This is a genomic window from Bifidobacterium colobi, assembly GCF_018555455.1.
GTDB classification, from domain to species: Bacteria; Actinomycetota; Actinomycetes; order Actinomycetales; family Bifidobacteriaceae; genus Bifidobacterium; species Bifidobacterium colobi.
The window spans coordinates 314,604-326,802 of the sequence record NZ_JAFEJU010000002.1; the positions used below are offsets into that span (position 1 = coordinate 314,604).

The 12,199-nt window shown below is 59.0% G+C and carries 7 protein-coding genes; 2 read left to right on the forward strand and 5 right to left on the reverse strand.

Features of this window, described 5'->3' with window-relative positions; all coding sequences use genetic code 11:
* Positions 1 to 59: 59 nt before the first annotated feature.
* The 4 genes from phnX to JS530_RS03570 all read right to left on the reverse strand — a co-directional run bounded on the left by phnX (position 60) and on the right by JS530_RS03570 (position 6,021).
* Positions 60 to 842: a phosphonoacetaldehyde hydrolase gene (phnX, locus tag JS530_RS03555; protein ID WP_214375838.1), complete on the reverse strand. Its 783-nt coding sequence runs from the start codon at positions 840 to 842 to the stop codon at positions 60 to 62.
* Between the two features lie 102 nt (positions 843 to 944).
* Positions 945 to 2,153, reverse strand: a complete 1,209-nt coding sequence (locus JS530_RS03560) for a 2-aminoethylphosphonate--pyruvate transaminase (RefSeq protein WP_214375839.1) — start codon at positions 2,151 to 2,153, stop codon at positions 945 to 947.
* Between the two features lie 178 nt (positions 2,154 to 2,331).
* Positions 2,332 to 5,211 carry an extracellular solute-binding protein gene (locus tag JS530_RS03565; RefSeq protein WP_214375840.1) on the reverse strand — a complete coding sequence of 960 codons (2,880 nt, stop codon included), beginning with the start codon at positions 5,209 to 5,211 and terminating at the stop codon, positions 2,332 to 2,334.
* A gap of 3 nt (positions 5,212 to 5,214) precedes the next feature.
* Entirely contained in the window at positions 5,215 to 6,021 is an 807-nt protein-coding gene (locus JS530_RS03570; protein ID WP_214375841.1) for an ABC transporter ATP-binding protein, read from the reverse strand.
* Between the two features lie 524 nt (positions 6,022 to 6,545).
* Here JS530_RS03570 and JS530_RS03575 point away from each other — a divergent pair.
* The gene (locus JS530_RS03575; RefSeq protein WP_214375842.1) at positions 6,546 to 7,724 is read left to right on the forward strand and encodes an anion transporter; all 1,179 of its coding nucleotides are present in this window, start codon (positions 6,546 to 6,548) and stop codon (positions 7,722 to 7,724) included.
* An 87-nt stretch (positions 7,725 to 7,811) separates the two neighbouring features.
* Here JS530_RS03575 and JS530_RS10785 read toward each other — a convergent pair whose 3' ends face one another.
* Positions 7,812 to 10,610 carry an alpha-L-arabinofuranosidase C-terminal domain-containing protein gene (locus tag JS530_RS10785; protein WP_240541071.1) on the reverse strand — a complete coding sequence of 933 codons (2,799 nt, stop codon included), beginning with the start codon at positions 10,608 to 10,610 and terminating at the stop codon, positions 7,812 to 7,814.
* Between the two features lie 187 nt (positions 10,611 to 10,797).
* On the opposite strand from JS530_RS10785, the gene JS530_RS03590 reads away from it, so the two are divergent.
* On the forward strand, positions 10,798 to 11,667 hold the full coding sequence (locus JS530_RS03590; RefSeq protein WP_214376036.1) for a MurR/RpiR family transcriptional regulator: 870 nt from the start codon (positions 10,798 to 10,800) through the stop codon (positions 11,665 to 11,667).
* Positions 11,668 to 12,199: the final 532 nt, after the last annotated feature.

Sequence of the window (12,199 nt, forward strand, 5' to 3'; positions counted from 1 at the left end):
TCTTTTCGAGATTTCACCGCGCTGAGAGTTCGTCAGTGCGGCAAAATCTCGAAGACGCTTCAGGCGAGCTGAGCGAGGAGCGTCGGCAGCTCGGCCATCGTGTCGATGACGGCATCGGCGCCGGCATTCACGAACGCGTCGCGAGCGGCGGCACGAGCCTTGGCCTTCTCAGCTTCGGAGAGGGCGTTGAACTCGTCCTCGGACAATGCCATCTGCGAGCTGCCCTCGGTAACGCCAATGGTAAAGACGCCGGCGTTCTTGCCTTCGCGGATATCGGAGAGCGTGTCTCCCACCTTGGCAGCCTTGCGCACATCGGTGACGCCAAGCTTCTCAAGGTTCTTGAACACCATGTACGGGTAGGGGCGGCCGAAGCCATTGGTGCCGTCCGGGCTGATCCAGAAGTCCGGCGCGTACCCGTTTTCGGCGGCCTTCGGCACCACGATCTCCATCATCTTGTCCGTGTAACCGGTGGTGGAGCCGATCTTGATGCCGGCTGCGCGCAGTTCGGCAACCGCATCCACCACGCCCGGCTTCGGATCGGCGAAACCATCCAGAATGGAGAGCAGCTTCGGCTCGAAGTGGCTGTAGACGGCATCCACATCCGCATCGGTGGGGGCGGCGCCGTGCTCGTCCTCCCATGCGCGGGCGATACGGTTCATGTGCAGCATCGTGTTGATGTGGTCGTGCTTCAACATGCCCATCGGCTTGCGGGTTTCGGCCATCGTGGGCTCGATGCCGAACTCCTTGAACGCCTCCTGGAAGGCGCGGACCGGGGCAAAGCAGCCGTAGTCCACGGTGGTGCCGGCCCAGTCGAAAATAACAGCTTCAAAACGGTTGGTCATTGTTTCCTCGATATTCTGTGAAACCAAAGTCAATGATGATTGCTTCGCGGCCGGCTCCCCTCGGAGAAGGGAGCCGAATATGGGGGGCTGTGTCGCCGGTTATCAGGCGACGAGCTTCACGCCGGCGGGGGCGGCGGCCTTGATCGGTTCGCCGGCCTTGTCCATGGCGGCGATGGCCTCAGGCACGGAATCGGTGCCGATGGCGGACTCAAGCAGACCGCGCTCGCCCATGTAGAGGGCCAGCAGTTCGGTCACCTTTTCGATGTCGTCGGTGTAGATCTCGCCGATGTTGCCCAGACGGAAGGTGTCTTCGTTGGTGAGCTTGCCCGGGTAGATGGCGTAGCCGCGTTCCTTGATGAACTCGTACATGTCATGGAAGTCGAACTGGGTGCCTTCCGGGTAAAGGAAGGTGGTGATGATCGGGCCCTGGTGGTCCTTGAGGAACACGCGGAAGCCAAGCGCCTTCATGCGGGCGATGAGCAGGTGGTTGTTCAGCGCATAACGGGCGGAACGGGCCGGAATGCCGCCTTCGGCGAACATTTCGTCAAGTGCCTTGGAGAAGGCGAGCACCACGTGGGTGGGGGAGGTGTAACGCCACTTGCCGTTGGCCTTTTCCAAAGTGTTCCACTGATCCCACAGGTCGAGGGAGAGGGAACGGGCCTTGCCCTTGGAGGCTTCCAGCTTGGCCTTGTTGCAGATGATGAAGCTGAAGCCCGGCACGCCCTGAATGCACTTGTTGGCGGAGGAGACGAGGAAATCGATGCCCCAGTCGGCCACAGGGATGTCCACGCCGCCGAAGGAGCTCATGGCATCCACCATGAAGGTGCAGCCGTGCTTCTTGGCCACGGCGGCTACGGCCTGAATATCGTTCAGCAGACCGGAGGTGGTTTCGGAGTGAATCATCGAAACATGGGTGATGGTCGGGTCGGCGGCGAGGTATTCCTCAACCTTGGCGGCATCCGGAATGCGGTCGTACGGCTCGGCGTACTGGGTGTAGGCGATGCCGGCGTGGTCGCAGATCTTGGCCTGACGATCACCATATGCGCCGTTGGTGCACAGCAGCACCTTCTCATCCTTGCCGATCACGGAGGTCAGCACGCTCTCCACGCCGAAGGTGCCAGAGCCTTGCATCAGCACCACGGTGTATTCGTCGGCGTTCACGTGGGCGAGCTCAAGCAGCTGGCGGCGAATCTTCTGGGTGATCTGCTGGTAATCCTCATCCCAGGTGCAGTGGTCGAAGAGCATCTCTTCCTTGACCGTACGGGTGGTAGTCAGCGGACCGGGGGTCAGCAGCTTGTATTCGTTTGCCATTGGTGGATTTCCTTTCTTGGGGTTCTGCGGCTGAGTCTAATCAGCCGCGTAGTTTCTGTAATCTTCTACGTAGTTTTCAGAAGACAATCAGAGTGTCGTATGTAGTTAGGTACGGGTAGGGGTGGTGGCTCCCTCATCAGAGGGAGCCAGAAATAGGGTATGAACCTTGCTTGGCTTATTACTTGCCTTGCGCCAGGTTCTTGCATTCGGATGAGAAGTCCTGATGCTCCTGCAGCAGATCCACGGTCAGGGGCTTCGGGAAGGTCTTCGAACGCTTGGACGCATTGGCCGGAGCCTTCTCGCCCTGGTAGAGCGGCGTCGGATAGGTCTTCAGGAGCTCCTTACGGCCTTTGTCGATGATCACGCCGGCCATCTTCTGCGCCTTCGGGTTGGTCTTGGCGCCCTTGTCCAGCACGGCCACCGACTCGGTCAGCGAGTAGTTGCCTTCCTCGGGGTCCACGTAATCGATCGGCAGGCCCTTCTTCTTATCAGCCACGGCCTGGTGACGCAGACCGAAGCCAATCGCCACCTCGCCGGAGCGCACGGCCTTCAACGGGCCGGAGCCGGACTGTTCAAGATGCGGGCCGGCATTGCGGTAGATGGCGGTCAGCAGCTGCTTGCCTTCATCGCCAGTGCCGTAGGCATCGGCGATGGCCTGGATCATCAGCCAGCCGGTGGAGGAACCTTCCATATCCGGCACGGAGATCAGACCCTTGTACTGCGGGTCGGCAAGATCCTTGAAGCTCTTCGGCTCAGGCACGCCGGCCTCCTTCAGCGCGGTGGTGTTCACGATGATTGCGCCTTCCTGTGCGGTGGTGGGAGAGCGGTATGCAGGTGCCGTGGAATTCTCGGAAGTGCCGAGCAGCTTAGAATGCACGTCGGTCAGATCGGCGAACATATGGTTGCGATCCTGCGCGGAATCCACGTAGTAGGAGCTCATGGTGAGCATGTCCGCTTCCAGAGCCTTGCCCTCGGCGAGCATCTTGCCGCCGAGCTCGGAGGTGCCGAAGCTTTGGATGATGTACTGGTTCTTGAAACCGTTGTTATCCAGCGCGTGCTGGAAGGCCACCACAGCCTCATCATCGGCGTTCGTGTAAATCACCACCTGACCATTGGTGCTGGCGGTGGCCGTGGCGCCGAAGCCGAAGCCGACCAGCAGCACGGCGAGCACTGCGGACAGTCCTGCGGTGAACGCGTTGCGAGCCTTGCGATTGCCGGAAGTCGGCAGCGGGAAGTCCGGCGTACCGTTGTGCGCGGCCTGTGCGGCAGCGGTCAGTCGCGTATCAGCGGCGACTGTGGAGCGGGCGGCGGCCAGCTGCGGAGTCTTGACAGGTACGCGGGCGGCAGCCTTGGCACGTTCGGCGGAACGGTCGCGCGTGGCGAACGCGATCACACCCTTGACCACCAGGTTGGTGACCAGAATCAGCAGCGAGAGCACGAACACATCATCGAACTTGGCGATATGCTGCAATGCGGAGATCTTCGTGGTGATTACCTGCGTGCGGGCACCGGTCAGGAAGACCACCGCGGAGATGGTCACCATGGCGTTGACGAAGTAGTAGCCGAAGACCTGCAAAATCGTGGGCCATGCGTTCGGCGTCACCACGCGCACGATGGTTTTGATCCAGTTGTCACCCATGAGCTTGGCCGTGGTCTCCCAGCCGGCGTTCATCTTGGAGAGCGAATCCTTGATCATCTGGTACGGGGTGGCGAAGTAGTGGATGATGTTCGCGATGATCAGAATCCAGAACGTGTTCTGCAGCGAGGAGCCTGAGAACGCGAACAGGAAGGCGATGCCGAGCACCATGCCAGGCACGGTGTTGATGATCGCGGAGATTGCGTCCACCGAACGCTTCGCCCAGTTCGGCAGCTTGGATCGGGAGGTCACGAGGCCTGCGGCGTAGGCGAACAGGCAGCCTACGATGGCGGTCATCACGGCCACATACAGCGAGTTGGTGAACACCTGGGTGAGTTCGGAATCGGTGAACATGTTCGCGATATGTGAGAACGTGGGCGCCACGTTGAACGGCCATTCGGTGACGAACGGAATCAGCAGAATCACGGCGAACACGGAGAGCGTGCACACCAGCACCACCACGGAAGCAATACCGCAGAACCAGTCGCGGCGCTTGCCCTTCGGCAGTTCGACCTGGCTGATCTGCTTGTAGCGGATGGCGAAACGCTCCAGCACGGTCATCAGAATGATGGAGATGATCGAGGGGATGAGCATGAACACGGCGATCACGGCACCGCGGTTGAAGTTCGGGATGGAGCCGAGCATCTGGTTGAACAGGGTCATGGCCAGCACGTCGTACTCGCCGCCCACCGAGGTAGGAATGCCGTAGTCGGTGAATGCGAGGAAGAACGACTGGATGAACGCCACCGCCATCGTGCCAATCAATGGGCGAAGCACGGTGTTGAGGAACGTGGTCAGCGGCTTGTCTCCCATGATGTGCGAGACGATGATGAACTTCTTATCCACGAACTGGAAGCTGTTGTTGATCAGCAGGAAGCAGGTGGGCAGCGTGTAGATCACGTAGCCCATCAAGAGGCCGTTGAACCCGTAGATATCGAACAGCTGGTGTCCGAACAGTCGGGTGATCAGACCCTGCTTGCCGAACGAGTAGATGATGGCGAAACCGTAGGTGATGGTCGGCAGCAGCATCGGCAGCTGGGCGAGCAGCGCCACGGCCTTCTTGAATCCGGCCGGCACATTCGTGCAGTTGATGGTGTAAGCCAACAGGAATGCGAGCAGCACGGCCACCAGTGCGGAGGTGGCGGAAACGGCCAGCGAGTTGGTGATCGAGCGCGTGAACTCCGGGCGGGAGAGGACGGCCGCATAGTTGGCGAGCGTGGCGTCGCCGGATGCGGTGGTGAAGGACCGGAAGATGACCAGCGCCATCGGCACCACGAGGAACGCGGCGAAGCAGACGGCTACGATGGCCAGCAGCGTCCACAGTTCGGTTTGCTTCGGCGCGCGCGGACGGCGCTCGTAGTTGACGATCTCAGGGCGGATGTTGGGCAGCTGCTTGCCTGCCTGAATGGATTCGACGGACATGGCTCAGGCCTCCTGACCGGCGAGGGCGTGGGTGTCGGTCTTGGCGGCGGCCTGCTCGTCCGCTTCGGCTTCGCTGAACAGCGAGTAGATGTTGTTGCGCTTCACCTCAAGCTGGTGGAGGATGAACTTCTTGACGAAGTCGGACGCCGGGTGCTCGATGATGTTCTCCGGCGTATCGAACTGGGCGATCTTGCCGTGGTTGATGATGAGCACCTTGTCGCTCATTGTGCAGGCTTCCTCAGGATCGTGGGTGACCATGATGGTGGTGAGCTTGTACTGGTCCACGATCTGCTTGATCTTGGCCTTGATGGATTCCTTGATCACGCCGTCCAATGCGGAAAGCGGCTCGTCGAGCAGCAGCAGCTTCGGCTTCATCACCAACGTGCGGGCCAAGGCCACACGCTGCTTCTGGCCGCCGGAAAGCTCATCGATGTGTTTGTTCAGGTGCTCTTCCAAGCCGAGCAGCTTGATAAGCTCCTTGATTTCCGCTTCGGAGGAGATGCCGGGGTTGTTGCGAAGACCATAGGTGATGTTCTCGTAGGCGGTGAGGTTCGGGAACAGGGCGTAATCCTGGAACACGATGTTGAAGCCGCGCTTCTCCATCGGCACTTGGGTCAGATCCTCGCCGTTGTACAGGATCTGACCGCTGGTGGCATCGGTGATACCAAGGATGATGTTGAGCAGCGTGGTCTTGCCGCCGCCGGAAGGGCCGAGGATGGACATGATCTGTCCGTCTCCCAGAGTGAGGCTGATGCCGTTCAACACGTGAGTGTCACCGAACGACTTGGTGATGTTTTTCAGTTCGAGCATATTTCCCAACTTGCCTTCCACGCGTATGGGAAGCGTGGAATAGAATTTCGGACATTCAACATTCAGTTATGTGCGGCCAAAACCGCTAGGTCGTAATTCCATAGTCCGGCAAGAGTGGGTGGCGTGAATCTTACATTGGCGAAAGCTCAACGAAGTCAAAGTGAACAGCAAGTAAAACTACCCCTATAACGCGTAGTCGGCGTAGTTTTGCGGTGAAGCATGATTCCCATAATCGACGAAAAGTCTGCAACGCGGTTGTAAAAGGTTGCGAGCATTCGGTACGTGTGTGCCGAATGAGCCGCAGCGTTAATCTCAGCAACATATGCATATCTGCAATTTGCTATACGTTCACCTTGTCGTAAACAAACATCAAGACAAAAAGTCGGGAGCGCAGGCCAATCGCCAGTAAGGATAAGGGCTGATTTGCGCGAAAAAAGTCGGAAAACAGCACGCCGAAACTACGTACTCGGCAGGGTGTTCCGATACTATTGAGCACGTCTGAATGGCTTGAACACGGAGGATTCATGCGGCGTTGGCTGATCAACCTGCTGAAGAATGAGACGATTCTGGTGGTCGCCGCACTACTCGCATTGATTTCCTGTTTCATCGTCCCGCCGGACGCCGACTACAAAGGCTACATTCACGCCAGCACCATCAGCCAGCTCATCTGCCTGATGATCGTGGTGTGCGGCTTCCAGCGCATCGGCGTCTTCCGCATCATCGGCTCGCGTCTGCTAGAGAAAACCAGCACAATGCGCGGCCTTGTCATCACGCTTGTTGCACTCACCTTCTTCTCCGCCATGCTCATTACCAACGATGTGGCGCTGGTCACCTTCGTGCCGTTTGCGGTAGCCGTGCTCATCATGGCCGGCCAGCAGGAGAAAACCATTCTGGTGGCCATGCTGATGACCATTGGCGCCAACGTGGGCAGTATGCTCACCCCGATCGGCAACGCGCACAATCTGTATTTGAAAGCCCTCACCGGCATGCCGACCATGGATTTCATCGCCATCATGGCACCGTATTCCATCACCGCCGCCATTCTGTTGGTGATTGTGGCCTGCGTGGTATTCGGCAAACAGCCGGTCGGCAACCTCGGCAACCTGGAAACCGGGGTGCTGGCCCCCGAACGCAACAAGCATCAGCCTGACGAGATTCGCATCACCGGCTATGGCGCCGGCTACGGCGGCTGGCGTACCGTGGTCTATTCGCTGCTGTTCGTGGTCTGCCTGCTTGCCGTCTCCGATGTGATTCCGCTGTGGGCCATGTGCGTGATCGTGGTGGTCGTATTCCTGTTCACCGACCGCCGCGTCTTCCGCTACGTGGATTGGGGACTGCCGCTCACCTTCTGTATGTTCTTCATCTTCATCGGCAATATGAAGCGCGTGCCGGAGTTCTATGAACTTGCGCGCTCGCTGGTCGGCGGTCACCCGCTCGAAGTGGCCGTGGCCTCCAGCCAGGTGATCAGCAACGTGCCGACCACGATTCTGTTGTCAGGCTTCTCCGACCAATGGCGCGAGCTGATTATCGGCACCAATCTGGGCGGCATGGGAACCCTGATCGCCTCGATGGCCTCGCTCATCTCCTACAAGAACGTGGTGCGCCAGTATCCGGACAAGAAAGGCCGGTACCTAGCCGTCTACTCGGCAGTCAACGTACTGTTCTTGGCGGTGCTCGTGGGACTGAGCTGGATCATCGAGTAAGCATCATCGCCACAGCATTACCTAGCATCACCAGACCTAGCATCACCAGACCTAGCATCACCAGACCTAGCATCACCAGACCTAGCATCACCAGCGCGCGGTCACCAAAGTCAGACTGTACGGCTGAATCTTCATTGCCAACAGTGAATTAGCGGCCGGCAACTGCAGCGCACGATGCTCGGGGATGATTGCACCCTCAGCCTTACCGCGGTAGCCGATGGTGGTTTTCGCAGTAGGCGCGGCGCTCAGCGTTTCGATTTCCAATCGAACGGTGCTGCTGGAGACCGCACTGTGGGAGACTGCTTTGCTGGAGACTGCTTTGCTGGAGATTGCACTGCGTCCGGCGTTGTCGGCGTCGCCAGTGCTGATAACAGTGTTATTGCCGCTGGTCCCTCTACCGAGTGCAGCCAGCCCGCGCTCGATTTCCAATGTCACATCCACGGCTTTGGCACTGGTGTTGACGATTTTGATATACCGGCAGCTGCTGCTATTGCCGATACTGCTGCAATCGCCGCCGGTTGCGCTCACATACAGATGCCGTGCTGTTGCCGTGCGCTCTACATCCACCTGATAGGTGAACGGGCCCACATGCGCGGAGAATAGGCGCTCCGCCTCATAGTTGAGCGTGGGATTGACGTGCGCGGGATTGAATTCGATGAGATTCTGCGCCCAACCTTTGGCGGGAATATGCGCCAGCAGCGGCGCGTAGGACGTCATTTTTACCACGTCGGAATTGCGCTCGCAGCCGGTCAGGAATGCGGCCTCACCCAGCGCCGACTTCCATGTGTTCGCACCCTGCTCGGTCTGCGGTTGCCCCGCAAAATAGCCGTTCGCCGAATACTCGCCGAAATACACGCCGGCACCGCAACGAGGGTAGTTGTCGAAACGATGTGCCTGCGATTCGAACCATTCGGGCGAATGATAGGAATGCTCGTCCACAATAATCGCGTCGCCAGTGGCGGAATCCAGCGCGCCAGTGCCGGCGGTGGCCACCGTGCGCGCATAATCCCACGTACGCTTCATCGGCAGTTGGAATGGGAACAATCCGGCGCTCATAATGCACAGCATGTGCGGGTATATGGCGTGAATCGCGTCGCTGATGCGCGTGAACTTCGCCACGTAGTCAGCCCCGAAATTCTCATTGCCCACGCCGATCATATCCAAACCAAACGGCTCAGGATGCCCCATATCACGCCGAACCGCAGCCCAAGGGCTCGTGTTCGGATTCCCATTGGCGAATTCAATCAGATCCAGATAATCCTGGATCACATTGCGACGGAACGCTTCGGAATCAATGTCCATGTGGCGCGGATCGCGGCCGGGCGACTGGCATGCGATGCCGGCGAACAATGTCGGCAACGGTTTGGCACCAAGATCCTCGCATAGGCAGAAGTACTCGTAGAAGCCGATTTGATAGCTCTGGCAGTAGCTCGACCCGTCCGGCATTTTGAACGACCAGATCGAATACTGCGGTCGACGGGCGGCCAGAGCGCCGATGGTATCCTTCCAACGGTACTCGTTGCCGGGCGTCACGCCCTCCACGATGCAGCCGCCGGGGAAGCGCATGAACGTGGGATGGAGGGCTTTGATGGTTTCCACCAAGTCTCGCCGCAGCTTGCCATAACGCCATTTCGGGTCTCCCGCGCCCCAGTAGTCCGCGTCCATGAACTGCACCAGATCCAAGTCAAACAGCACATTGCCGTGTGCGGTAATGTGCGGATTTGCGGCGGCTGCTGGTTGGGTGGTTGGCTCGGTGGTTGGCTCTGATGTGGGGTGGGCGGTCGGTTTTGCGGTCGGTCCGGTGGTTGACTCGGCTGTGGGCTTTTCAGTCGGTTCTGCGGTCGGTCCGGTGTTTGGCTCAGCTGTGGGCTTTTCAGTCGGTTCTTCGGTCGGTTCGGCGGTCGGCTTATCGGTCAGTTCGACTGCCGGCTCAGCACCCGGTTCGATGGCGATGTGCAGTTTGCCATAGTCGGTTCGAATACCGCGCACCTGAGCGGTGCAGTGCAGCCAGCCGTTGGTGTCGTGCTCGATGTGCACGTTGACGTTGGCGGCGGTGTTGTCGGTTGCTGCAGTGTCGGTTGCGATGTTGCTGGCTGCCGCAGTGCTGGCTGCCACAGTGCTGGTTGTGACAGTGCCGGCTGCCGCAGTGCTGGCTGCCACAGTGCTGGTTGTGACAGTGCCGGCTGCCGCAGTGCCGGCTGCCGCAGTGCCGGCTGCCGCAGTGCCGGCTGCCGCAGTGCCGGCTGCCGCAGTGCCGGCTGCGGCACAATCATCCTTGGTGCTGCAATCGAACCGGGCGGTTTCCGTCAGCGGTTCGCCATTCTTGCCAATCACACGTACCGCGAGTACAAACGTGCCGACTACCGGGCGCAGTTGGAAATCAACGTCATAGATATGCCCGGCGACTATGGAGAAGGCTGGCTCGCTGCCGTTCTTGCCGCCGCCGTTGTAGCCGAGGTTTTCGATGAACATGGGACTGCTGGAGTGCTGCGTTGCGGACTGTGCTGTGGAGGATTGTGCGGTTGCGTTGCTATATGCGGGCAGTGTGGCGCTGATGCGCGCGTACCTGCTGTGCGCGTGAACCGGGGGAGCGGGGCAGTGCGTGGTGAGAATCTGCCCATGGTCGCCGCGGATTTCACTGCCGTAGCTTTCCGCGGTGCAGTTGGTGAAACGCCAGAATCGTAGCGGATCGGCCTCGGTGCGCCAGCGGTCGGCACCGGACAGTCGCCATGTGTGATGGTTCAGATAGACGCCGTCGAAACTGTAATTGTTCACCATGTTGGCGTTGAGGCCGCCGTCGGCACTGTGATTGATGTCTTCAAAGAAAACGCCGTAAAGCCGCTCGCTTGTCCGGTGAGTGGGGCTTGAGACTGTGATCCGAACCATGATGCCATTGTAGTTGGTTTGCGGGCTCGGGCATGGGCTGAATTGCCGGCGGCGAGCGAAGGTGAACAGAAAAGTTCGCTTATCGTTCATGTTGCGGTTAATGCTATGTGCGTATTTTCACGGTCCGAACCGGTACGCTCGGTAATCAGGAAGTAATACGAAAATGGCGACAATCGGGAGCGTACCTGTGCAATCCTCGGTGGGAATACGAGAACGTATCGACCACGTGTATCCAACGTTACGCCCGGCTGAGCGAGCCGTGGCGCAATATATTCGCGATCATACGGAAGATGCGGCCGAACTGACGGTCGGGCAGCTCGCCGACGTGGCGCATGTGAGCCAGCCGACGGTGATTCGTTTCTCGCGCAAACTCGGTTTCGGCGGATACCGTGAACTGCGGTACGTGCTGCGGCATCCGGCCGCCGCGCATCAGGTGACGTTCGATCCCCTGTCCGGCTTCGACCTGAACCCTTGGGATAGCGTGGATGAGATTCCCGCCAAAGCCGCCGATGGCGCCAAAGCGCTGATTGATGAAATGCGCAGCGCATTGGATCCCAAGGCGTACCGCAAGGCGATTGATATTATCGCCGAAGCGGGATTGATTGATATTTTCGGCGTGGAGAATTCGCTGACGCCGGCCATGGATCTGTTCACGAAGTTCGAGTATCTGGGGCTCACATGCCGCCTCAATACGGACGCTTACCTGCAGCAGATCGGCGCCGGACACCTCACTCATGGCGATGTGGCCATCGCATTCTCCCACTCCGGAAGCTCAGCGGATACGGTCAAGGCGCTTCGGTTGGCGAAGTCGCGTGGGGCGAAAACCATTGCGATCACCAACGCGATGGGTGCTCCGTTGGCCAGCTGGGCTGATGTAGTGCTTGTGACCGGGCGCGACTCGCATGCCATTTACGGCAATGCGATTTTCTCGCGCGTGGCCGATACCGCTTTGGTGGACATGCTCTATATGGGCGTGATTCTCTCCGACTACGGTCGGTTCTCTACCGCGTTGGACGAATCCGGTCGCATGATTCGCGATCGCGTGTTCGAAGGGTGATTATTTTGTGAGCGGGAGGGTGTATCTCGCTTACAAGGGGTTGATTTCCGGCTCGCGGGAGACCTATCCGCGTTACAAGGGGTTGCCTGCCAGGTAGAGGGGCCGTCAAAACGGCGGAATGACGGTATCGTGATGGCGGTTATACCCGTGATTTGCAGGTTGAGGAACCCCTTGTAGAGCAGATAGATGTTCCCGGAAGCTGAAATCAACCCCTTGTAGGCGAGAAAGCCCTGTTTGTGGAAGCAGGTGTCGGCGAATCCGGTGCCGGTGGTGATGACGGTCGTGTTGCTCATGGCGTCGGCGCGGCCAACGTTGCCACGGATGTGACTATGACTTTCTTTCCCGTTCTCATACCAGGTTCTCCCTTGTTGGATTAGCGGTTACGTTTCGAACCGCATGTAACCGCTCCCCATAATGGGATGTCTTGTCTCGCATCGTGGTGTTGTTTTGTGCGATATTGTGAAACACCGTCGTTCATGTTGTCCTATAGGGTTAGTTTCAAACAGCCTCTAATCGCGCGGCATTCCAAATC

Bases quoted from the DNA above. Each gene is read 5' to 3' on its own strand.
- JS530_RS10785 (WP_240541071.1), bottom strand. From the start codon at position 10,610: ATGGTTCGGATCACAGTCTCAAGCCCCACTCACCGGACAAGCGAGCGG.
- JS530_RS03575 (WP_214375842.1), top strand. From the start codon at position 6,546: ATGCGGCGTTGGCTGATCAACCTGCTGAAGAATGAGACGATTCTGGTG.
- JS530_RS03565 (WP_214375840.1), bottom strand. From the start codon at position 5,211: ATGTCCGTCGAATCCATTCAGGCAGGCAAGCAGCTGCCCAACATCCGC.
- phnX (WP_214375838.1), bottom strand. From the start codon at position 842: ATGACCAACCGTTTTGAAGCTGTTATTTTCGACTGGGCCGGCACCACC.
- JS530_RS03570 (WP_214375841.1), bottom strand. From the start codon at position 6,021: ATGCTCGAACTGAAAAACATCACCAAGTCGTTCGGTGACACTCACGTG.
- JS530_RS03560 (WP_214375839.1), bottom strand. From the start codon at position 2,153: ATGGCAAACGAATACAAGCTGCTGACCCCCGGTCCGCTGACTACCACC.